The organism is Bradyrhizobium macuxiense (assembly GCF_001542415.1).
In the GTDB taxonomy this organism is placed as follows: domain Bacteria; phylum Pseudomonadota; class Alphaproteobacteria; order Rhizobiales; family Xanthobacteraceae; genus Bradyrhizobium; species Bradyrhizobium macuxiense.
Genome location: NZ_LNCU01000082.1, coordinates 59,466 through 80,898 on the forward strand (window position 1 = coordinate 59,466; position 21,433 = coordinate 80,898).

Consider the following 21,433-nt stretch of genomic DNA (forward strand, 5'->3'; position numbering starts at 1 on the left):
CGCTCGAACATATATTCCGATCTGCGGAACATAACGTCGTCTCCGGCCCCGGAGACGGCGTTTGTCGTTCTGAGGCCTCTAGTATTCCTGTCGCAGCCGCTGAAAAATGTGTACGAACGGGCCACGACACGCCACAATGACGGTCATCTCAAAGGGAGAAAACTATGCGTGAAGCCGTAATTGTTTCCTATGCGCGCACCGGCCTGGCGAAGTCCGGCCGTGGCGGATTCAACATCACCCCGCCGATGTCGCTCGCTGCGCACGCGATCAAGCACGCTGTCGACCGCGCTGGCGTCGACAAGGAGTATGTCGAGGATTGCTACCTCGGCAATTGCGCGCATGGCGCGCCGAATATCGGCCGACAGGCCGCGCTGCTTGCCGGACTGCCGAAGTCGACCGCCGGCGTCTCGGTGAATCGCTTCTGCTCGTCGGGCCTGCAGACCATCGCGATGGCCGCCAACTCGATCCGCTCGGACGGCTCGGATTGCATCGTCGCCGGCGGCGTCGAGAGCATCTCGATTCCCGGCGGCGGCTCGCCGAAGGAATCGATCGATCCGGATCTGCTGAAGACCGCGCCCGACATCTTCATGGCGATGATCGATACCGCCGACATCGTCGCCGAGCGCTACAAGCTCAGCCGCGAGTATCAGGACGAGTATTCGCTGGAGTCACAGCGCCGCATGGCGGCCGCACAGCAGGCCAACAAGTTCAAGGACGAAATCGTCCCGATGAAGACCAAGATGAAGGTGGTCGACAAGGCGACGAAGGCCGAGTCGATCGTCGACTATGTCGTCGACCGCGACGAGTGCAACCGCCCGGAGACGACGCTGGAAGGTCTCGCCAAACTCGAGCCGGTGAAAGGCCCGGGCAAGTTCGTCACCGCCGGCAATGCCAGCCAGCTCTCCGACGGCGCCGCCGCCGTCGTGCTGATGGAAGCCAAGGACGCCGAGAAGCGCGGCCTCAATCCGATGGGCCGCTTCGTTGCCTGGGCCTCGGCCGGCTGCGAGCCGGACGAGATGGGCATCGGCCCGGTCTTTGCCGTGCCGAAGCTGTTGAAGCGCCATGGCCTGAAGATCGACGACATCGATCTCTGGGAGCTCAACGAGGCCTTCGCCAGCCAGTGCCTCTATTCGCGGGACCAGCTCGGCATCGATCCCGAGAAGTACAACGTCAACGGCGGCTCGATCGCGATAGGCCATCCCTTCGGCATGACCGGTGCCCGTCTCACCGGCCACCTGCTGCAGGAAGGCCGTCGCCGCAAGGCCAAGTGGGGCGTCGTGACCATGTGCATCGGCGGCGGCCAGGGCGGCGCGGGCCTGTTCGAGATCTACAGCTGAGCTTTCGGCTCATCTGACTATTGAGAAGACCAGCATGGCGCCGCACAGGCGCCGTGCTTTTTTGTGCTGTGTTCTTTCTACCCGTCATTACGAGCCAACGGGTCGCGCCGACACCGCTGCGCCACTCCGCAGCCGCCACTGCGCCATCACCGTGCCGCGCGGAAACCTCAATCGAACCAGTTCCTTCTCCGCCGCGTCTCACCACGAGCAAAGGTGCTCCCGCGACGTGGCGCGCCTTCAGGTCTCGCGCGCGACGCGATGTTTTCCGGAGGGATATCATGCGATTGATTGCGAACTGTCTCGTTACCACCAGCCTGGTGCTGGTCAGTGCTCTCGCCGCCCGGCCGCTCCACGCGGCCGATCTCGACGCGACGTCCAATGTCGACGCAGTCACCGTTTATCCCGACGGTGCGAGCGTCACCCGCGTCATCACGCTGGATCTGCCTGCCGGCGGCAACACCCTCGTCGCCAAGGACTTCCCGTTGCTGCTCGATCCGTCCTCGCTGCGGGTCGAAGGTGAGGCGGGCGCGAGGCTTTCCATCGGCGCGATCGACACGCGGCAGCCTCCCGTGGCGGTGCCGGCGAACCTGCCCGAGATCGACAAGCATATCGAAGCGCTCAAGGACGAGCGCGCCGATCTGCAGGGGACGATTGCGGCAGCCGAGGCGCGGCGCAAATTTGCCACTCGTTTTGCCGAGGCCTCGCCGGCGGGTCTCGGCGAGAAGGGCGAAGCGCGACCGCTCAGCGATTGGCGCGCGGCCTTCGCTGCCGTCGCGGACGAGGTCGCCAGCGCCGATAGCGCGATCCGTGACGCCAAGCGCAAGCAGCGCGATATCGATCGCGAGGTCGCCCGGCTCGAATCCGACCGTGCCGCCAAGCCGCCAAGCAAACTGGAGGTACGGATCGACGTTGCGTCCACGGCCGCGACCAAGGCGACGCTGCGGGTCACCTATTCGGTGCCCAACGCGCATTGGACCCCGCTCTATGATGCCCGCCTCGACACCGGCGCGAAGGATCGCAAGCCGGCGATGGAACTGGTGCGGCGCGCCGAGATCACGCAATCGACGGGCGAGGACTGGTCGAACGTCACGCTCGGCGTCTCCACTGTCCGCGCCGCGCGCGGTGGCAACGCACCCGATCTCAATTCGCTGACTGTGCGATACCCGCTGCCGCCTCGGCCGCCGATGGAGGCAGCCAAGGCATTATTGGACAGTATGCCGCGCTCGGCGCTCGCGCCTGCGCCCGAGGTCGATCAGGCCGCGGTTTCCATTGCCGGACTTGCCAAGGAGCGAGAGGCGACCCCCGAGGTCGGGGCTTTCCAGGCTACCTTCAAGATTCCCGGCCGCGTCAGCGTCGCTGCCAATGAGGGTGCGAAAAGCCTGCGCATCTCGACGGCGGCGATCGCGCCTGATCTCGCGATCCGCGCGGTTCCGGTGATCGATCCCACCGCTTTCCTCGAAGCGAGCTTCGTGCAAGACGACGACGCGCCGCTATTGCCGGGGCGGGTCTCGATCTACCGCGACGGCATTTTCGTCGGCCGCGGCCGGATGGCCGCGACGGCGAAGGACGAGACGGTGCGGCTCGGCTTCGGGGCCGATGACAAGGTCAAGATCGAGCGTACCGTGGTGAAGCGCAACGAGGGCTCCGCCGGCTTGATCGTGACGACGTCGAAGACCGACGAGCGTGTGTTCAAGACCACGGTACGCAATGGTCACGATTTCCCGATCAAGGTCGCGATCCAGGATCAGCTGCCGGTCAGCGAGAACGACGACATCCTGGTCGAGATGCTGCCGTCGAGCACGCCCGCCACCACGACCAACCTTCGCGACCGACGCGGCGTGCTGGAATGGGCGTTCGAGGCCAAGCCGAGCGAAGTCCGCGACATCAACTTCGCCTGGCGGGTGCGCTGGCCGAAGGACAAGGGCGTCGTGATGGTGCCGGCGGGCTAGAGCCCCTGTCGGGCTCCAGCCTTATTATTCAATGCGTTTTCTTCACGCGAACCGGATCCACTTCGCTCGAAAACGCTATGGGTGACCTGCGCTGGGTGCCGATGACATCGTTCCCGATCTCGGGCATGAAATTGCCAAAGGCAACAAAGCCGGAGATCGGGAGGACCCATGAGCTACCAGCACATCATCGTCGACGATCCGCGCCCGCGCGTCCGCCGCATTACGCTCAATCGCCCAGAGAAGCGCAATGCGCTGAACAACCGGTTGCGCGGCGAGATCTTCGAGGCGTTGGAACAGGCCGACCGCGATCCGGGTATTTCCATCTCGATCGTGCGCGGCGTGGGTCCGTGCTTCTCCGCCGGCTATGATCTCTCGGCCGACAATCGCGTCGACCAGCCCTATCATTCGGCCTCCGGCCCCGGGCAATGGTCGCGCCATGTGGTCGAGGGCTGGTTCTCGATCTGGGATCTCGCCAAGCCCGTGATCGCGCAGGTGCACGGCTATTGCCTCGCGGGCGGCACCGAGCTCGCGACCGCTTGCGACGTCGTCTATGTCGCCGACGATGCCCAGATCGGTTATCCGCCGGTGCGGCTGATGAGCCCACCCGACATGCAGTATCACCCCTGGCTGGTCGGCATGCGCCGCGCCATGGAACTGATGCTCACGGGCGATGCGATGTCCGGTCGCGAGGCTGCCGAATGGGGCTATGCGACGCGCTCGTTCCCGCTCGCCGAGCTGGAGGCAAGGACGCTCGATTTCGCCGAGCGCGCGGCCAAGGTGCCGATCGAACTGCAGCAGCTCAACAAGCGCTCGGTACACCGCGCGATGGAGATCATGGGCGCCCGCGCCGCGATGCGTGCCGGCACCGAAATCCAGGCACTGGCCTTCACGACGGAAGCGAGCAAGGCCTACATGTCCGGCTTCCGCCGCGACGGCGCCAGCGTGAAGGCGCAGCTCGACCAGCGCGACACGACGTTCGGGGACTACCGGACGAAGAAGGAGTGAGGGCTGAGCGGCGTCGCTCCGGCGCCTCTGAAATACTGGATCGCCCGGTCCGCAGATCTAGCCCGGCCCATGGCGAAAGACTGGACTATTGTCGCGTCTGGATCGGCCGCATGGTCTGCGGCAGCACGAACGGCACACCCCGGTCGGTGTGCGCGATCGCGGCGTCGATCTCGAATATCTCCCGGATGGTCTCCGGCCGCATCACAGCGGCGCGGTCGCCGTCGATGGCGAGCCGGCCGCGATGCAGCAGCAGGATCCGGTCGGCAAACCGCATCGCGAGATTGAGATCGTGCAGGATCGCTATCACGGCGGTGCCACGCTCGGCGCGCCGCCTTGCGCTCTCGACCAGGTCGATCTGATATCGCAGGTCGAGGCCCGATGTCGGCTCATCCAGCAGCAACAGGCCGGGTCCGTGCTTGATCTCGCCGCGGGCGAGCTGCACCAGCACGCGCGCGAAATGCGCGCGCTGCTGCTCGCCGCCGGACAGCGTCGGCAACTGCCGCGCGCGGAAATGCGCTAGTCCTACCTCGTCCAGCGCGGCCTCGACCAGCCCGCGTGCCGCGGCGCGCGGGCTTTCACCGGCGCCCATGGTGACTATCTCCTCGACGGTGAACGGGAAAGTGACGGTGACATGTTGCGACAGCATGGCGCGATGCTGCGCCAGCTCGCGCGGTCCGTAGACATGGACATCGCGCTGTTTCAGCCGGATCGCCCCGTGCGAGGGGCGAAGATCGCCGGACAACATCCGCAGCAGGGTCGATTTGCCGGCGCCGTTGGGACCGACGATCGCAACCATCTCGCCGGCGCCGATCCGCAGCGAGACGGCATCGACCAGGGTCGCACCGCCGACCGTCATCGACACCGATTGCACCTCAAGCAGGTCGGTCATAGCGAGACTAGGCCGCGCTGGCGCAGCAGCATCGCGAGGAAGAACGGCGCGCCGATCGCAGCAGTCAGGATGCCGATCGGCATCTCCGCCGGCGCGACGATGGTCCGCGCCACTGTATCGGCGCCGACCAGCAGGATGGCGCCAAGCAGCGCGGAGGCCGGCAGCAGCAGGCGATGCGAGGGACCGATCACCAGCCGCAACAGATGCGGCACCACGATGCCGACGAATCCGACCACGCCGCAGACGGAGACCGCGACGCCGGTCATCGCCGACACCAGCACGATCGAGATCCGCTTCAGCCGCTCGACATCGACGCCACTGTGGAACGCCTCCGCTTCGCCGAGCACGAGCACGTCGAGCCCGCGTGCGATCGAGAGGCAGGCGACAAGAGCGATCGCCAGCACCGGCGCCAGCGTCGCGACCTTGGCCCAGGCCGCGCCGCTCAGCGACCCCAGCAGCCAGAAGGTGATGTCGCGGAGCTGGCGGTCGTCGGCGGCAAACACCAATAGCCCGATGCCGGCATTGGCGATCGCGGCGATCGCGAGGCCCGCCAGCAGGAAGATCGCGATCGAGGTCCGGCCGCCGCGGCTTGCGATGGCATAGAGGATCATGGTCGTGAGCAACGAGCCGCCGAAGGCCGCGATCGGCAGCAGCTGGTTTTGCAGGAAGCGCAGGCTTTCGCCGAGGTGGCTGTCGGTGAACACTATGGCCGCCGCGGCGGCAAAGGCGCCGCCCGAGGAGACGCCGACCAGCGCGGGATCGGCGAGCGGGTTGCGGAACAGGCCCTGCATGATCGCGCCGGAGACGGCGAGCAGCCCACCGATCATCGCGGCGGCCGCGATCCGCGGGATCCGGATCGACCACAGCACGAGCTGGTCACGCGCCAATAGCTGATAGCCCGCACCATCGATCCAGAGTCCGAGTGCAGCCGGAAGCCGCGCCGGCGGAATGCCCGCGGCGCCGACGGTCAGTGCGATCAGGGCGGTGCCGGCGAGCGCAGCGAGCAGGCAAAGCAACGTGAGCGAGGCGGCAGGCCGCAGGGAAGCGCCGACCCGGCGTTTCACACCATGTGAACTGCCTTCCGCCAGCACGCTCATTGCCGGCAGTTCGCGGTCAACACGGCCGGCTTGAAGGTTTCGTCCCGCGCGGCCAGCGCCGGATAAAGCTTGAGCGAGAGATCGTGCGCGGCAGCGGCGGTGCGCGGCCCGAAGCCGAGCAGGTAGAGCCCTTCCATCGAGATGAAGGCCTTGTTGGTCGCGACCGGCGTCAGCGCGAAGGCCGGATGGGTGAAGATCGATTGCGCATCGAGCGAGTCCTTGCCGCGCTCGATCGACAGCACGACATCGGGCTTCGCTGCGACGATGGCCTCGTCGTTGATCGGCTTGTAGCCGTCATAACCGTCAATCGCGTTGACGCCGCCGGCGAGCCGGATGATCTCGTCCGCCGCGGTCTTGTGACCCGCGGCCATCGCACGGCCGTTCAGGAGCGACATCACGAACATCACGCGCACCGGCTTCGTCACCCTGGCGCGCAGTGTACGTAGTTGCGCAAGGTCGGTTTCCACCGCCGCGCTCAGACAGGCGGCGCGCGGATCGGCGTCCATCGCGTGGCCGACCAGCCTGATCTTATCGACCAGCCCGGCCTCCGTGAACGTCTCCGGCACCAGCACCAGCGGCACTTTCGCGGCCTCCAGCACATCCATGGTCTCCTTCGGGCCGGAGCCCTGCACCGCGAGCACCAGCGTCGGGTGGAGACCAAGTACGCCCTCGGGTGACAGCTGACGCATGTAGCCGACGTCGGGCTTCTCGCGCAGCGCGGACGGCGGATAGAGGCTGGTCGAGTCGATGCCGGCGATGCGGCCCTCGAAGCCGAGCGCATAAAGAATCTCGGTGATCGCGCCGCCGATCGAGACGATCCGCGACGGATCGTCGATCACGACGTCGCGGTCCCGCGCGTCGTGCACGGTGAGACCCTCGGCGGTCGCCATGCCTGATGGCAGCAGGCAGCAGAGGGTGAGCAAAGCGAGCGTGCGGCAAATTGTCATCGGAGCGTCACTTGGTCAGGATCAGCTTGTTTTGCGAGGTCAGCCGCAACCGGTAATTCTCCTCGCCATGCGCGATGATGATCTCGCGTTCGGTCGCGAACAGGTCGCGGCTGTCGATGCGATTTCCGTGCATGACGAGCGTTTTGGCTGTGTCAGAAGGGTTTTCCGCATGCCTTCCGGCTGCGCCGATATCGTCTCCGGAAGTTGCCGACATTGTCCCTGGTGCTGCGCTTTCGAATTCTTCGGATGTTGCCTGCTTGTATAAGCGGGCGAAGGCGCATTCCAACGGCTGCACTTTACAATCGATGTAAACAGTGCCGCCGCATTCTTGACCGTTTTGTTGCTGGCACGTAACCAATCATGACACGATGTGAGTGCGTGGCTCGCATCGCAATGAAGTCGTTAGCCAGCAAGCCGCTCGCATGTTGCAGAGCGCACGCCAGCCAAACCGAAGAATCGATCATCGGGCTGGGGCTAGTATGGCTGACGGGGCTAGGTATTCGCGCGCCCTGATTTTGGGCGCGTCGGTGTTTTCATTTGCGGCAACCATGTCGGAGGGCAGTCTTGCGCAGACTGCCGATCAATCGGCCGCGCAACCCGCGACGGAGCGGCCCAGGCAGGCGAAGCGCAAGCCGGCGAAACCGCATGCTGCGCAGCCGGCTGCATCGCCTGTGACGAACGCGCGTGCGCAGATCGGTGCCGTGCCGGTGCAGTCGCTCGACACCATCACCGCTGTTGCGAACAAGACCGACGAGCGCGCGATCGACACGCTGGCGCCGGTGAGCGCCGTGACCTTGGAGAAGATCCAGGGCCTGCAGCCGAACCGGCTGTCCGACATCTTCTATAACGTGCCCGGCGTCTCGTTCCAGGAGCGCGGCGACGATCCGTCGACGGTGGTCAACATCCGCGGCCTGCAGGACTTCGGCCGCGTCGCTGTCGTGGTCGACGGCGCGCGGCAGAACTATCAGCGCACCGGGCACAACGCCAACGGCTCGTTCTTCCTCGATCCCGAGATGATCGGCGGCGTCGACGTCGTGCGCGGGCCGACCGCGAACATCAACGGCTCCGGCGCGATCGGCGGCGTGGTGTCGTTCCGCACCAAGGATATCGACGACGTGCTGCGTCCCGGCGAACGCTGGGGCGTCGACATGTCGGGCTCCTACGGCACCAACCGTGATCGCGGCATGGGCTCGGTGTTCGGCGGCGTGCGCGTCGATCCCAATGTCGACGTGTTCGGCGGTGCCGTCTACCGCACCCAGGGCAATTACAAGGACGGCTCGGGCACCGAGATCGGCAACACCGGCAACGAGATCGTCGGCGGCCTGATGAAGGTGACGATCCGCCCGGCCGAGGGGCACGAGATCAAGCTCGGCGGCGTGTTTCAGGACTACCAGTACGACATCGGCCAGTTCAATCGCGGCCCGGTGCTGACCGCCGCGCAGCGCGCGCTGTATCAGGGGTCGTCGGTCTACGCGTCCGACGTCAGGAACTACACGGGCACGCTGAGCTGGAAATACTCCAGGCCGGACGACATGCTGTTCGACTGGAACGTCTCGATCTATGGCAACCGCACCGACAACGACCAGACCAAGACCTATCACTACAGCACGTCGGGATCGGCCTATTGCGGACCGGGCGTTGCCGGCAACAACATCTCCGGCTGCGTCGGCGACAAGCGCGGCTATTCGCTCGATACCGTCGGCCTCGACGTCAACAACACCTCGCGCTTTGACATCGGCAATTGGCGCAATGCCGTAACCTACGGCTTCGATGCCTTCCGCGACGATGTCCAGACCTTCGACGGCCGTGGCAATTCCAACATCACGACTCCGAGCGGCCAGCGCACGGTGTCCGGCGGCTTCGTGCAGTTGAAGCAGAACTATTCGAGCTGGCTCGAGATCGTCAGCGCCGTCAGGTACGACCGCTACGAGCTCAGTTCCTACAATAACTCCACCAGCGGCGATCGCTTCTCGCCGAAGATCACGCTCGGCGTCACGCCGGTCGCGGGCTTCACGCCCTATGTAAGCTATGCCGAAGGCTACCGTGCGCCCTCGATCACCGAGACCCTGATCGCCGGCGGCCACGCCACCGGCGGCGGCCCTGCGCTGTTCAACTGCCCGGACGGCACCAGCGGCCTGTTCTGCTTCCTGCCGAATGCGACCCTGCGGCCCGAGGTCGGCAAGAACAAGGAAGCCGGCGTCAACCTGAAATATGACGGCATCTTCTCGGCCGAGGATACCTTCCGCGGCAAGATCAATGTGTTCCGTAACGATGTCGACGGCTATATCGACCTTGTCGCCTCGACACCGGTCGCGGTGCCGCCGTTCGGCTCGTACAGCCAGTTCTACCAGTATCAGAACATCGCGCATGCCCGCATCGAGGGCATCGAAGCGGAGACGATGTACGACGCGGGCATCTGGTTCCTCGGCGTCAGCGGCCATCTGATGCGCGGCAAGAACACGCAGACCAATCTCGGTCTCGCCACCATCACGCCGCGCAAGGTGACGACGACGGCTGGTGTGCGCCTGCTCGACCGCACGCTGACGATCGCGGCGCAGTGGTCGTCGTTCGGCGCCAACAACGACCTGCCGGCAGGTTATCTGCCCTCGACGGCGTATGAGCTCGTCAACCTTTATCTGACCTGGAATGCCACGAAGGACATCACCTTCACGGCATCGGTCGACAACCTTCTGAACCAGTATTACCGGCCCTATGCGATCCCGGGCAGCTCGACCGACGGCACCACACAGAACGACGTGCTGTTCTCGAGCCCCGGCGCGGGCACCGTCTACAAGGCCGGCCTCAAGATTCACCTAGGTGGAGCGTAACGCGACGAGCCGATCTTTCCATCCAGGTTGCTCCGGCCGCGCTGGTGCCCCCAGCGCGGCCTTGGCGCATTCATGTTATCAACGAGATCAACCGGCAGGATCGCCAAGGGCATCCGCTGCAAGCAGGAGAAATCTTTCATGTTCATCGCAATGAACCGGTTCCAGGTGATCAAGGGCAAGGAGGAGGCGTTCGAAACGGTCTGGAGAACCCGGGAATCCTATCTCGGCGATCTGCCCGGCTTCATCGAATTCCATCTGGTGAAGGGCCCCGAGGCCGAGGACCACACGCTCTACGCGACGCACACGGTGTGGGCGGAAAAGGCCGCATTCGAGGCCTGGACCAAGTCGGACGCGTTCCGCCGCGCCCATTCCCGTGCTGGCAACGAGACCGGCGGCAGCCTCTATCTCGGACATCCCAGGTTCGAAGGTTTCGAGGTGCTGATCACCGAACGGGCAAAGAACGCTGCGGCGTAATGGAGGCGTCCATGCTCGCGACCGAGCTTGCCGAGCTGAAGGCCCATATGGCCGCCAATCCCGGCGCCGTGATCGAGGACGTCGCGCGCGAGCGCAACGTCACGCCGCGCGCGGTGCTCGAGGCGCTGCCGGACACGATGGTGCGGATCGGGGCCGGCGAATTCGCTGCCGCGATGCAGGACATCGCGGAGTGGGGCGAGGTGACGCTGATCGTGCACACAGACGACGGGATCTTCGAGTTCACCGGCGCGATTCCAGTCGGCGAGGTGGGGCGCGGCTATTTCAACCTGATGCAGCCGAAGGGCCTGCACGGCCATCTCCGCCATGAGCGCTGCGCGGCGATCGCCTTTGTCGAGCGTCCCTTCATGGGCAAGGTGTCGGCGTTCGTGGCCTTCATCAACCTCGACGGCGGGTTGATGTTCAAGGTGTTCGTCGGCCGTGACGAGACGCGCGCGTTACGCAGCGATCAGCTTCAGCGTTTCCACGCGCTGGCGGATCGCCTCGTGCCGAAAGCGGCAGGCTGACCACCGGGCACGGATCAGGAGGCGACCATGTCGCAGCGATGGCTTGGGCAAAGGATCTGGACGATGGCAGCCGCCGTACTCGGCGTCCTGTCACCGGGCGCGTGCCTTGCCGCAACCGACACTGCGCTGCTGCCGCGCAATCTGTCGCCATGGGGCATGTTCCAGAGCGCCGATATCGTCGTGAAGGCGGTCATGATCGGGCTGGCCTTCGCATCACTTGTCAGCTGGACGATCTGGCTCGCGAAAACCGTCGAGATCAGGCGCAAGACCGCGATTGCCAAACAGCGGATCGGCCTGCTCGAGCGCGACACGCGGCTTGCCGAAGTCGAGCAGGCGAGCCGCGACGGCAGCGACGCGGTGGCGCAGATCATCCGGTCGGCGGCGTGCGAGGCCACGCTCTCCGGCGGCCTGTTCGACGACAGCTTCAAGGAGCGCATCGCGCTCCGGCTCGAACGGGTGGAGGCGGCGATGTCGCGGCAGATCGCGCGCGGCACCGGCGTGCTCGCCACCATCGGCGCCACCGCGCCATTCGTCGGGCTGTTCGGCACGGTGTGGGGCATCATGAATGCCTTCATCGGCATCTCCGAGGCGCACACCACCAATCTCGCGGTGGTCGCGCCGGGCGTCGCGGAGGCGTTGCTTGCGACCGCGCTGGGTCTTGTCGCGGCGATCCCGGCGGTCGTGATCTACAACCATCTGACGCGGGTGATTGCGGCGCACCGGGCATTGCTCGGTGACGCCTCGGCGATGGTGATGTTGCTGGTCAGCCGGGAGGGCGATCGCAGCCTGTTCCTGCTGGCGCGCGCCGCGGAGTAGGGGATGGGCGCGAAGCTCGGCTCCAGCGGTGTGCTCGGCGGCCGGCGCCGTGGTGACGACGATCTTGCCGAGGCGCATGAGATCAACGTCACGCCGTTCATCGACGTGATGCTGGTGCTGCTCATCATCTTCATGGTTGCCGCGCCGCTCGCCACCGTCGATCTCGGCGTCGATCTGCCTGCCTCGACCGCCGAGCCGCAGCCGCGGCCGGACAAGCCGGTGTTCGTCACCGTGAAGCCGGATCTCTCGGTCGCGGTCGGCGAGGACGTGATCGCGCGCGACGCGCTGACCGCGACGCTCGACGGCGCCACCCAGGGCAACAGGGACGAGCGCATCTTTCTGCGCGCCGACAAGGCGGTCAGCTATGGCGAACTGATGGAGGTGATGAACCTGCTGCGCAACGCCGGCTATCTCAAGATCGCGCTGGTCGGCCTCGATGGGCGACGCTAGCGCATGATGACGGGATTGCCGCCGCATCGGAAATGCACCTCTCCCGCGTGCGGGCAGGGCTATCGCATGTGGCTATCGGCCATGACGACGTGGAAACGTCGGTTACAGACGCACGCAAATGCCACATGTCCCCACTGGAGCGAGCGTGCGTCTATGTGATTTCGGAATATTGGAAATATATCGGCGAGTTGCCCGACATGTCAAGCAGCCTGGCCGAACGCCGGCTACTTTGCATGGGGTTGTTTTCGATGTTTTGGCAACGCGCCTCCCCTGTGAGCGCCCGCAAGCGGGAGAGGGGACGCGTTCCGATCCGCGGGCGCGGTTCACCGTACCGACGGACGTCATGAATGCCTTTGCGCTGCATGACACTGGCAACGATATCCGGCTGCGCCGCTGGAGCCTTTCGGCCGCTGCGATCCTCGCGGTACATGCGGCGGTGCTCGCGCTCGGCTTGACCTGGGCCTCCGCGCCATCGCCCGGCGTTGCGGTGCCGACGATCCTGGTGGACCTGACGCCGATCACCTCCGCGCCTGACATCACGCCGATGGAGGTGCCGCCGGGACCCGTGATGCAGGAGGCGGACGCCTCGCCGCCGGAGCCTGCGGCCGCGCCGGCCGTGCAGGAGCAGATCGCACCGTCACCGCCGCAGCGGAAGCCCGACGTCGTCGTACCGCCGGAGCAGACGCAGCAGGCCGTGCCGCCGAAGCCCGGGCCCGCGAAGAACGTTCCCGAACAGAAGCCGGTGCCGGTGAAGCCGAAAGTGATCCGCCGCGAAGCGAAGAAGCCGTCGGAAGCGACGCCGGCCCCGCACACCAGCGCGCCGTCGCGTGCCGAGCGCCGGGCTCCGATGGCGTCATCGATCAGCGCCGGCGCGTCCGCATCGGCAATCGCGGCCTACAATGCGCGCGTCCGCGCGCATCTGATGCGCTTCCACTCTTATCCACCGGGCGGCAACGGCCAGGGTGGCGTGGTCCGGCTGATTTTTACGCTCGATCGCGGCGGACAGGTGGTGTCGAGCCACCTCGGCGGCTCCTCGGGCAACGCGATGTTCGACGCGCGCGCATTGGCGATGCTGCGGCAGGCGCAACCGTTCCCGGCATTTCCGCCGGAGATTGCGCAGGGTTCGATGAGCTTCAGCGTGCCGGTCGCGTTTGTGCCGAGGTAGAGCTATTGCTCCCGTCACCCTGAGGAGGACGCGCAGCGGCCGTCTCGAAGGGCGACGGCCCGACCGCGGCCGTGCATGCTTCGAGACGCGCGTTCCGCGCTCCTCAGCATGACGGCGAGGGAGTTGTGCGCTCCCGCTACTCCTTGACCGCGCCGGTCAGCGACGACACGTAATAGTCGACGAACAGCGAGTAGAACAGCGCCACCGGCAGCGAGCCGAGCAGGGAGCCCGCCATCAGCGCGCCCCACTGGTAGACGTCGCCGGTGATGAGCTCGGTCACGATCGCGACCGGTACGGTCTTGTTGGCGCCGCTCTGGATGAAGGCGAGCGCGTAGATGAACTCGTTCCAGGACAGCGTGAAGGAGAAGATGCCGGCCGAGATCAGGCCGGGCACCGCGAGCGGCAGCGTGATCCGCCGCAGGATCTGCAGCCGCGTCGCGCCGTCGACCAGCGCGCATTCCTCGAGCTCGTAGGGGATCGACTTGAAGTAGCCGATCAGCAGCCAGGTGCAGAACGGCACCAGGAAGGTCGGATAGACCAGGATCAGCGCCATCGGTGAATCGAACAGGCCGAACTGCACGATCACGGTGGCGAGCGGAATGAACAGGATCGACGGCGGTACGAGATAGGCGAGGTAGATGCCGAGGCCCACATAGGCGCTGCCGCGGAAGCGCAAGCGCTCGATCGCATAGGCCGCCAACGTCGAGGCGAACAGCGACAGGAAGGTCGAGGCGATCGCGACCACCATCGTCGTCTTCAGCCAGTGCGGATAGTCGGTCTCGAACAAGAGATGCTTGATATGCACAAGCGTCGGCGAGGTGATCCAGAACGGGTTGTGCTCCTTGTAGTTCAGGAGTTCCGCATTCGGTTTGAACGAGGTGATCGCCATCCAGTAGAACGGGAACAGCAGGATCACGATGAAGCAGGCCAGGGGCAGATAGATCATCACCATCCGCCGCGCGCGGGAATCCCACGCCATCGTGTCGGGCGTGGCGCTGCCGACGTTGCTCGATTGGGCTGCTACGTCAGTCATTGGCTTCTCCCTGCTGCCATTTGCGGCGGGCGAGGCCGAAGTAGCTGAACAGCGTCGCGAACACGAGGAACGGGATCATCGACACCGCGATCGCCGCGCCTTCGCCGAGCTCGCCGCCGGCGATGCCGCGCTGGAACGCCAGCGTCGCAAGCAGGTGGGTGGAATTGACCGGGCCGCCGCGGGTGATGGCGTAGACGAGCTGGAAATCGGTGAAGGTGAAGATGATCGAGAATGTCATCACGATCGCCAGGATCGGCATCATCATCGGGAAGGTGATGTAGCGGAAACGCTGCCAGGCGGTGGCGCCGTCGAGCATCGCGGCTTCATAGAGCGAAGGCGAGATGGTCTGCAACCCCGCCAGCAGCGAGATCGCGACGAACGGGATGCCGCGCCAGATATTGGCGACGATCAGCGAGAACCGCGCCGGCCAGGGCGAGCCGAGGAAGTCGACATTGGTCGTGCGCCAATGCAGCACGTCGACCAGGAGATAGGAGATGATCGAGAACTGCGGATCGTAGATCCACCAGAATGCCAGCGCCGACAGCACGGTCGGCACGATCCACGGCAGCAGCACGATGGCGCGGATCAGGCTCTTGAACGGGAAATGGTTGTTGAGCAGGAGCGCAAGCCAGAAGCCGAGCGCGAACTTTCCGAAGGTCGCGACCGCGGTGTAGACGATGCTGTAGAACACCGCCCCCCACCACAGGGGATCGCTGAGCAGGTACTGGAAATTCTCCAGCCCCACATAGACGCCACTGCGGCCGATCGTGGTGTCGGTGAAGGCGAGCCAGATGCCGAGACCCAGCGGGTAGGTCAGGAACACCGCGAGCAGGCCGACCGCGGGCGCGAGGCACACCACGATCAGGAACGGCTTGTAATCGAATACACGGGCAAGCCAGTTTGGCTGGCGCAGCGCGTAGGTGCGGGCGGGGACAGTCGTTACGGACATCAATGGGCTATCCTGGTGCGAATGGCGTCACCACTCCGTCATTGCGAGCGGAGCGAAGCAATCCACGCTTCCCGGAAGAAAGGATGGATTGCTTCGTCACGTTGCTCCTCGCAATGACGGCCGTTACTAGCTCAGCGGCGGAAATACCGCTTGGCGCGCCGCTCGGCTTCCGCCGCGGCGGCCTCAGGCGTAGCGGCGTCGGTCGCGACCGATGCGCACATCTGCACCAGCACGTAATCGGCGGTGACGGCGCCGGTCGCGGTCGAGATCGGTCCATTGTAGCCGTTGTAGTACGGTGTCTTCATCGTATCCTTGAAGATCGCGACCTTGGGATCGCCCGACCACACCGCGGCATCCGCATAGGCCGCCAGCGGCTGCGACCAGTAGCCGGAGTTGGCATTGAGCCACGACTCATACTGTTCGTGCTCCAGCATGAATTGCAAGAATGCCTTTGCCGCGTTGGGATACTTGCTGTGCTTGAACACCATCGCGTTCAGTGTCAGGCCCGACATCGGATAGGTCGAGGCCAGCCCCTTGGGCAGGAACTGATGCTCGGTGTCGTCGGCGATCGCCTTGGTCGCGGGGTCGTTCTTGAGCGAGAAATACAGCGAGACGCCGTTCGCGGTCAGGCTGATGTCCTGCGCCGAATAGGCGCGGTTGTTGGAGACGTCGTTCCACGACGGCGTGCCGGCAATGAAGGTCGGATAGAGCTCCTTCAGATATTTCAGCGCGGCGACCGTCTCCTTGCTGTTGATGACGATGTTGCCTTCTTCATCGAGCAGGGCTGCCTTGTGCGACCAGAGCAGCCAGCTTGCGAAGCCGTTGCCGTCTCCGACGGCGTTGCCAAGCGCGAAGCCTGCGGGCTTGCCGGCCGCCTTTAATTTCTTGCAGAGTTCGAGGAAACCGGCGTGGTCATCCGGCACCCGGTCGAAGCCTGCTGCCTTGACCAGTGACTTGCGGTAGACCAGCGGACCGCCGGAGGCGCCGAACGGCAGGCCGATCCAGCTCTTGGACTTGGCGCGCATGCCGTATTTCTGCGCCAGGGTCAGCCAGCCGCCGTAGCGCTTGCCGAGATAGTCGGCGACATCGGTCAGCTCGACCAGCTTGTCGACATAGATGTGCGGCGCGTCGCCGAAGCCGATGATGATGTCGGGGCCGGCGCCGGAGTTCGAGGTCACCGCGGTCTGCTGGTTGATGTCCTCCCAACCGACGAAGTCGACCTTGATCTCGACGCCGGTCTTGTCGGTGAACTTCTTGGCATTGGCGCGGAAAACGTCTTCGTCGGCCTGGACGAAGCGCACCGGCCGCAGCATGCGCAAGGACGCACCCTTCTCGATCGGCAGCGACGGCGCCGCCGCGTCGGCGGCCTTCACTTTCGACGCGTCCTGCGCCGAAGCGCCGCTCGCGACGAGCGCTGCCGCAGAAACCCCCAGCACCAGTGCGTCGCGGCGCGTGATCTCGGTCTTCATGTCGTTCAATCTCCCAGTGTTCTTGTTTCTTCCCGGCGTTGATCGCCGGTGAAGGGTTTTCGGGACATTCCTCGCGCAACCCGGCGCCGTCCCGCGTCATCCACGGGACGAGCCTGCGCGAAAAGCGCTTCGCCGCCTAGCTGTTCGGACCGCGATCCATGCTGACGGGCTGCCAGCGGCGCAGCGCGGTGTTTTGCAGCACCGACGGGTTGACGCAGCTTACCGGCCACATGCCTTGGAGCACTAGTGACAATTCGTAGCCCACCCGGCGCTTGCGCGCCTCGTCAAAACGTGCCGAGGCGGAGGCGACATGGGCGGTCAAGGTAACATTGTCCATCCCGAGCATCGGGTTGTTGTGTGACGGAGGCTCCTTTTCAAGTACGTCGAGTGCGGCGTGGGCGATCCAGCCCTCCTGCAGCGCCTTGATCAGCCCTTCCTCGTCTACCGTCGCGCCGCGCCCGGTGTTGATGAAAACGGCCGATTTTTTCATCTGGCGGAAGTGCTTTTCGCCCAGCATGTGGTGCACCTCGGGCCGCGCCGGCGCGTGCATGGAGACGAAATCCGACTGTGACAGCACCTCCGACAGCGTCGCGGGCATCACGCCGTGGTCATACATCAACGTTTCCTGGATGAACGGATCGTAGGCCATCATCCGCAGCCCGAAGGGGGCGGCGCGTTTGGCCACCGCGCGCGCCACCCGGCCGAAGGAGATGAAGCCGAGCGTCTGCCCCATCAGGCGGGGAATCTTCAGGAGCGCCGGGCGGCCCTCGGCCCAGCGGCCGGTGCGCACCATCTTGTCCTGCTCGATCAGGCGGCGGAAGCCTGCGAGCAGCAGCATCATGGCGTGGTCGGCGACCTCCTCGATGAAGGTATCGGGGATGTTGGTGACGGGGATGCCGCGTGCGGTCGCCGCCTTGACGTCGACCGAGTCGACGCCGACGCTGCCGAGCGTGATCGCCTTGCAGTTCTCCAGCGCGTCGATGATCGTCTTGGTGATCGGCATGCCCTTGGCGTAGATCGCATCTGCGGTCCTTGCCGCGGCGATGAACTCGGCCTCGTTGGCCGGGGCCTCGATGATCTCGGCGCCGATCGGGTCGAGCGCCTCCCGTTCATAGTCGTAGCCGCCGCCGGCGACGGTGAAGCTTGCGCCCTTCGGCGTGACCACTCTGAATTTTGACATGACGTGCTCCCGATCTTGAGTGTTCTGTTCTTGCTTGTTGCTCGTTGTTTCTTGCTTGGCTTCTTGCTTGGGCCGCGCCTTGCACCGCCGCCTGCATATACTTCTACGCGACTTGTGCTGCTCCCTCCACAATTGCCGGTTGGTCGGCAGCCTGATTCTCCGGGCTACTACGGGGAACCCCCGTAACCAACGGGTAAAGGCTCTCACATTACGGTGCGCGGAATCAATCCGCCAATCGCGTCGCGTTCCCCACCTCCCGGAGATCCCCGTGAAGCTGTCAAATCTGAAGATCACCCCAAAGCTCGGCATCCTGGTGGGGGTGACACTCCTTGGTCTGTGTGCGGCCGGCATCCTCGCTGCTCACTTGATGCAGCGTGAGATGACGAATGCGCGCATCGATCAGGCCAAGGCGATCGTCGAGATGGCGAAGAACATGGCGGCGAGCCTGAAGAAGGAGGTCGATGCCGGCAAGATGACCAAGGAGGCTGCGCTCGCCGAGTTCGGCAAGCGCGCCAACGCCATGACCTATGACAACGGCGCCGGCTATCTGTTCGGTACCGACTACAACGGCATCACCGTGCTGGCGCCCGATCCGAAGCAGGTCGGCACCAACCGCATGGACGTCGTGACCAATGGCCGCAAGCTGTCGCAGGAATTGATGGACGGCGTGAAGGCCAAGGGCGAGATCCTGCTGTTCTATGATTATGTGAAGCCGGGTCAGGAGACGCCGATTCACAAGCTCGGCTATGCCGTCGCTGTCCCCGGCTTCGACATGTACCTCGGCACCGGCGCCTATCTCGAGGATATCGACGCCAAGATGCGCCCGATCGCGTGGCTGCTCGGTCTGGCGATCCTCGGCATCGGCATCATCTCCGGCTCGGTCGCCTGGCTGATCGGCCGCAGCATCTCCCGCCCGCTCAACCAGCTTGGCGCCCGCATGCGCGACATCGCCGACGGCAAGCTCGAGGGCGAGATTCCGGGTGTCGGCCGCGGCAACGAGGTCGGCGCGATGGCGGCGACGGTGCAGATATTCAAGGACAACGCGGTCAAGATCCGCGACCTCGAACAGGCCGAGGCAGCGAACCAGGCGCGTGCGACCGCCGATCGGCGCTCCGCGATGGACAACATCGCCAACGATTTCGAGCGCAGCGTGAACGGCATCGTCCGCTCGGTGGCATCAGCCGCCGCCGGCATGCAGACCACCGCGCAATCGATGACCGCGACCGCGAGCGACGCCAGCGCGCGTGCCGCGACGGTTGGAGCTGCGTCCGACAGCGCCTCCAACAATGTCGGCACTGTTGCCGCGGCGGCCGAAGAGCTGTCGAGCTCGGTTGCCGAGATCGCCCGCCAGGTGGCGCGCTCCAGCGAGGTCGCGGGCAAGGCGGTGGCTGATGCCGAGCGCACCAATGCGACCGTGCAGGCGCTCTCCACCGGCGCGGAGAAGATCGGCGAGGTGGTCAAGCTGATCCATTCGATCGCCGCCCAGACCAATCTGCTCGCGCTCAACGCCACGATCGAGGCGGCGCGCGCCGGCGAATCCGGCCGCGGCTTCGCGGTCGTCGCGTCCGAGGTCAAGGCGCTCGCCAATCAGACCGCGAAGGCGACCGAGGAGATCTCGGCGCAGGTCGCGGCGATGCAGGCCTCGACCGGCGAGGCGGTCACCTCGATCGGCGGCATCACCGCGACCATCGCGCAGATGAGCGAGATCACAGCCTCGATCTCGACCGCGATCGACCAGCAGGGCGACGCGACACGCGAGATCGCGCGCAACATCCAGCAGGTCGCGACCGGCTCGAGCGAGATCTCGGCCCATATCGGCGGCGTCACCACCGCGGCCGCCGCCACCGGCACCGCCGCGACCGACGTGCTCTCGAACGCCCGCGAGCTCGACACCCAATCCGGCATGCTGCGCAACGCGGTCGACGAGTTCCTGCAGAAGGTCCGTGCGGCGTAGAGCTGACGCGATCTCACCAACATTCATCACGATGCCCGGGCTTGGCCCGGGCATTCGCGTTTCTGACATGGCGAGAGAAGTCCGTAGATTCCATGGGGCGGTGAGCGAGCTCTATCCGATAGGTTTGGGTTTGCACACTCGAACCATCGGAGAAGTCAGATGCAAGCATCGACTGCAGGCACGCCCACCGCAGGGCATTGTGGCACAATTTTCGTTGCAATCGAACTGAGCCAGAAGACATGGCTTGTGACGCTTCACAGCCCTGACCGGGAGCGGATGTCTCGCCACAAGCTCGACGGAGGCGATCACGGCGAACTGCTGGCCGTGATCGAGCGGACCCGCACCCGCGTGACGGAGAAGCTCGGCTCGGTGCCGTGCGTGGTGAGCTGCTATGAAGCCGGTTATGACGGCTTTTGGCTGCACCGGCTTTTGGAGACGGCCGGGATCAGGAACTTCGTGTTCGACGCGGCGAGTATTGCGGTGGAGCAGCGGGCGCGACGGGCAAAGACGGACCGGATCGACGGCGAGCTGCTGCTGCGTACCTTGATGGCCTATTTGCGGGGCGAACCGCGAGTTGTTCGGAGCGTCCGGGTACCGAGCGTGGAGGCCGAGGACGCCCGGCGCGCCAGTCGCGAACGCGACCGGCTGGTCACGGAGCAGACCGCTCACACCAACCGGATCAAGGGGCTGCTGCGCCTTCACGGGATGGCGGTCGGCAACCCGCGGCGGCGCGACTGGCTGGCCTGGCTCGCGCGGCAGCGCGACTGGCAGGGACGACCGGTGCCGCCACAGTTGTTGGCCGAAGTGACGCGCGAGCACGCGCGGCTGACGTTGATACGTGACCAGCTTGCGGCACTGGAAGAGGCCCAGGCGACACAGGCCGCGCCGGCTCCTGCACCGATGCGGGAGCGGCGAGACCTGCTGCTCCGCATCAAGGCGCTCGGCCCGGCCTTCACCGGGACGCTGGTGAGCGAGCTATTCTACAAGGATTTCCGCAACCGCCGCGAGGTTGCCAGCTATTGCGGATTGGCCCCCAGCCCGTGGCGCAGCGGCGGCATGGATCGCGAGCAGGGCATCAGCAAGGCCGGTAATCGACGCGCCCGCCAGAAGGCGATCGAGCTGGCGTGGCTCTGGCTCCGCCATCAGGGCGACAGCGCGCTCAGCCGCTGGTTTCACGCCCGCACCGCCAACGCCGGCAAGCGCGCCAAACGTATCGCCATCGTCGCCTTGGCGCGCAAGCTGATCGTGGCGCTGTGGCGCTATCTCACCACCGGCCTCATTCCCGAGCAGGCAACCATGAAGGCATGACAAACCACGCGACCACGCGTCGCGGCTCGCCGCGCTCGTGCGGGACGGATGATGACCGT

19 protein-coding genes are annotated in these 21,433 nt (G+C 65.4%); 11 read left to right on the forward strand and 8 right to left on the reverse strand.

Annotated features, from left to right (window positions below; genetic code table 11):
• Window positions 1-164 precede the first annotated feature (164 nt).
• The 3 genes from AS156_RS24485 (at window position 165) to AS156_RS24495 (ending at window position 4,291) form a co-directional block, all read left to right on the forward strand.
• On the forward strand, window positions 165-1,337 hold the full coding sequence (locus AS156_RS24485; RefSeq protein ID WP_066509652.1) for a thiolase family protein: 1,173 nt from the start codon (window positions 165-167) through the stop codon (window positions 1,335-1,337).
• A 278-nt stretch (window positions 1,338-1,615) separates the two neighbouring features.
• Window positions 1,616-3,286: a mucoidy inhibitor MuiA family protein gene (locus AS156_RS24490; protein WP_066509653.1), complete on the forward strand. Its 1,671-nt coding sequence runs from the start codon at window positions 1,616-1,618 to the stop codon at window positions 3,284-3,286.
• A gap of 168 nt (window positions 3,287-3,454) precedes the next feature.
• The gene (locus tag AS156_RS24495; protein ID WP_066509654.1) at window positions 3,455-4,291 is read left to right on the forward strand and encodes an enoyl-CoA hydratase-related protein; all 837 of its coding nucleotides are present in this window, start codon (window positions 3,455-3,457) and stop codon (window positions 4,289-4,291) included.
• Between the two features lie 85 nt (window positions 4,292-4,376).
• Here the strand turns inward: AS156_RS24495 and AS156_RS24500 are convergent, their stop codons facing one another.
• The 4 genes from AS156_RS24500 to AS156_RS44895 are packed head-to-tail and all read right to left on the reverse strand — an operon-like array spanning window position 4,377 to window position 7,438.
• Entirely contained in the window at window positions 4,377-5,180 is an 804-nt protein-coding gene (locus AS156_RS24500) for a heme ABC transporter ATP-binding protein (protein ID WP_066509658.1), read from the reverse strand.
• A complete protein-coding gene (locus AS156_RS24505; protein WP_066509659.1) occupies window positions 5,177-6,277 on the reverse strand; it encodes a FecCD family ABC transporter permease in 1,101 nt (366 codons plus the stop codon). The genes AS156_RS24500 and AS156_RS24505 overlap by 4 nt, the downstream gene beginning before the upstream one ends.
• Window positions 6,274-7,224 (reverse strand): heme/hemin ABC transporter substrate-binding protein, encoded by a 951-nt coding sequence (locus AS156_RS24510; protein ID WP_066509661.1) that lies wholly within the window; start codon window positions 7,222-7,224, stop codon window positions 6,274-6,276. Before AS156_RS24510 ends, AS156_RS24505 begins: the two co-directional genes overlap by 4 nt.
• A 7-nt stretch (window positions 7,225-7,231) precedes the next feature.
• Window positions 7,232-7,438, reverse strand: a complete 207-nt coding sequence (locus AS156_RS44895; protein WP_066509662.1) for a hemin uptake protein HemP — start codon at window positions 7,436-7,438, stop codon at window positions 7,232-7,234.
• A gap of 265 nt (window positions 7,439-7,703) precedes the next feature.
• On the opposite strand from AS156_RS44895, the gene AS156_RS24520 reads away from it, so the two are divergent.
• The 6 genes from AS156_RS24520 to AS156_RS24545 all read left to right on the forward strand — a co-directional run bounded on the left by AS156_RS24520 (window position 7,704) and on the right by AS156_RS24545 (window position 13,481).
• The gene (locus tag AS156_RS24520; protein ID WP_201456099.1) at window positions 7,704-10,052 is read left to right on the forward strand and encodes a TonB-dependent hemoglobin/transferrin/lactoferrin family receptor; all 2,349 of its coding nucleotides are present in this window, start codon (window positions 7,704-7,706) and stop codon (window positions 10,050-10,052) included.
• A gap of 138 nt (window positions 10,053-10,190) precedes the next feature.
• Entirely contained in the window at window positions 10,191-10,526 is a 336-nt protein-coding gene (gene hmuQ / locus AS156_RS24525) for a heme-degrading protein HmuQ (RefSeq protein WP_066509672.1), read from the forward strand.
• Window positions 10,527-10,537: 11 nt separating this feature from the next.
• Window positions 10,538-11,050, forward strand: coding sequence for a heme utilization cystosolic carrier protein HutX (gene hutX / locus AS156_RS24530; protein WP_066509737.1), 513 nt, complete (start codon window positions 10,538-10,540; stop codon window positions 11,048-11,050).
• A gap of 63 nt (window positions 11,051-11,113) precedes the next feature.
• Window positions 11,114-11,866 (forward strand): tonB-system energizer ExbB, encoded by a 753-nt coding sequence (exbB, locus tag AS156_RS24535; RefSeq protein WP_066509674.1) that lies wholly within the window; start codon window positions 11,114-11,116, stop codon window positions 11,864-11,866.
• A gap of 3 nt (window positions 11,867-11,869) precedes the next feature.
• Window positions 11,870-12,316: a TonB system transport protein ExbD gene (gene exbD / locus AS156_RS24540; RefSeq protein ID WP_066509675.1), complete on the forward strand. Its 447-nt coding sequence runs from the start codon at window positions 11,870-11,872 to the stop codon at window positions 12,314-12,316.
• 343 nt (window positions 12,317-12,659) lie between these two features.
• Entirely contained in the window at window positions 12,660-13,481 is an 822-nt protein-coding gene (locus AS156_RS24545; protein ID WP_066509677.1) for an energy transducer TonB family protein, read from the forward strand.
• A 136-nt stretch (window positions 13,482-13,617) separates the two neighbouring features.
• Here the strand turns inward: AS156_RS24545 and AS156_RS24550 are convergent, their stop codons facing one another.
• The 4 genes from AS156_RS24550 to AS156_RS24565 form a co-directional block, all read right to left on the reverse strand.
• The gene (locus AS156_RS24550) at window positions 13,618-14,514 is read right to left on the reverse strand and encodes a carbohydrate ABC transporter permease (RefSeq protein WP_066509679.1); all 897 of its coding nucleotides are present in this window, start codon (window positions 14,512-14,514) and stop codon (window positions 13,618-13,620) included.
• A complete protein-coding gene (locus AS156_RS24555) occupies window positions 14,507-15,463 on the reverse strand; it encodes a carbohydrate ABC transporter permease (RefSeq protein ID WP_066509685.1) in 957 nt (318 codons plus the stop codon). The genes AS156_RS24550 and AS156_RS24555 overlap by 8 nt, the downstream gene beginning before the upstream one ends.
• A gap of 131 nt (window positions 15,464-15,594) precedes the next feature.
• On the reverse strand, window positions 15,595-16,932 hold the full coding sequence (locus AS156_RS24560; protein WP_066509694.1) for an ABC transporter substrate-binding protein: 1,338 nt from the start codon (window positions 16,930-16,932) through the stop codon (window positions 15,595-15,597).
• Between the two features lie 136 nt (window positions 16,933-17,068).
• On the reverse strand, window positions 17,069-18,112 hold the full coding sequence (locus AS156_RS24565) for a C-terminal binding protein (RefSeq protein WP_066509696.1): 1,044 nt from the start codon (window positions 18,110-18,112) through the stop codon (window positions 17,069-17,071).
• Window positions 18,113-18,380: 268 nt separating this feature from the next.
• Here AS156_RS24565 and AS156_RS24570 point away from each other — a divergent pair, with 268 nt between their 5' ends.
• Window positions 18,381-20,066, forward strand: a complete 1,686-nt coding sequence (locus AS156_RS24570; protein WP_066509698.1) for a methyl-accepting chemotaxis protein — start codon at window positions 18,381-18,383, stop codon at window positions 20,064-20,066.
• A 159-nt stretch (window positions 20,067-20,225) separates the two neighbouring features.
• Window positions 20,226-21,374 (forward strand): IS110 family RNA-guided transposase, encoded by a 1,149-nt coding sequence (locus AS156_RS24575; protein ID WP_066509700.1) that lies wholly within the window; start codon window positions 20,226-20,228, stop codon window positions 21,372-21,374.
• Window positions 21,375-21,433: the final 59 nt, after the last annotated feature.

Bases quoted from the DNA above. Each gene is read 5' to 3' on its own strand.
- AS156_RS24485 (WP_066509652.1), top strand. From the start codon at position 165: ATGCGTGAAGCCGTAATTGTTTCCTATGCGCGCACCGGCCTGGCGAAG.
- AS156_RS24490 (WP_066509653.1), top strand. From the start codon at position 1,616: ATGCGATTGATTGCGAACTGTCTCGTTACCACCAGCCTGGTGCTGGTC.
- AS156_RS24495 (WP_066509654.1), top strand. From the start codon at position 3,455: ATGAGCTACCAGCACATCATCGTCGACGATCCGCGCCCGCGCGTCCGC.
- AS156_RS24500 (WP_066509658.1), bottom strand. From the start codon at position 5,180: ATGACCGACCTGCTTGAGGTGCAATCGGTGTCGATGACGGTCGGCGGT.
- AS156_RS24505 (WP_066509659.1), bottom strand. From the start codon at position 6,277: ATGAGCGTGCTGGCGGAAGGCAGTTCACATGGTGTGAAACGCCGGGTC.
- AS156_RS24510 (WP_066509661.1), bottom strand. From the start codon at position 7,224: ATGACAATTTGCCGCACGCTCGCTTTGCTCACCCTCTGCTGCCTGCTG.
- AS156_RS44895 (WP_066509662.1), bottom strand. From the start codon at position 7,438: ATGTCGGCAACTTCCGGAGACGATATCGGCGCAGCCGGAAGGCATGCG.
- AS156_RS24520 (WP_201456099.1), top strand. From the start codon at position 7,704: ATGGCTGACGGGGCTAGGTATTCGCGCGCCCTGATTTTGGGCGCGTCG.
- hmuQ (WP_066509672.1), top strand. From the start codon at position 10,191: ATGTTCATCGCAATGAACCGGTTCCAGGTGATCAAGGGCAAGGAGGAG.
- hutX (WP_066509737.1), top strand. From the start codon at position 10,538: ATGCTCGCGACCGAGCTTGCCGAGCTGAAGGCCCATATGGCCGCCAAT.
- exbB (WP_066509674.1), top strand. From the start codon at position 11,114: ATGGCAGCCGCCGTACTCGGCGTCCTGTCACCGGGCGCGTGCCTTGCC.
- exbD (WP_066509675.1), top strand. From the start codon at position 11,870: ATGGGCGCGAAGCTCGGCTCCAGCGGTGTGCTCGGCGGCCGGCGCCGT.
- AS156_RS24545 (WP_066509677.1), top strand. From the start codon at position 12,660: ATGAATGCCTTTGCGCTGCATGACACTGGCAACGATATCCGGCTGCGC.
- AS156_RS24550 (WP_066509679.1), bottom strand. From the start codon at position 14,514: ATGACTGACGTAGCAGCCCAATCGAGCAACGTCGGCAGCGCCACGCCC.
- AS156_RS24555 (WP_066509685.1), bottom strand. From the start codon at position 15,463: ATGTCCGTAACGACTGTCCCCGCCCGCACCTACGCGCTGCGCCAGCCA.
- AS156_RS24560 (WP_066509694.1), bottom strand. From the start codon at position 16,932: ATGAAGACCGAGATCACGCGCCGCGACGCACTGGTGCTGGGGGTTTCT.
- AS156_RS24565 (WP_066509696.1), bottom strand. From the start codon at position 18,112: ATGTCAAAATTCAGAGTGGTCACGCCGAAGGGCGCAAGCTTCACCGTC.
- AS156_RS24575 (WP_066509700.1), top strand. From the start codon at position 20,226: ATGCAAGCATCGACTGCAGGCACGCCCACCGCAGGGCATTGTGGCACA.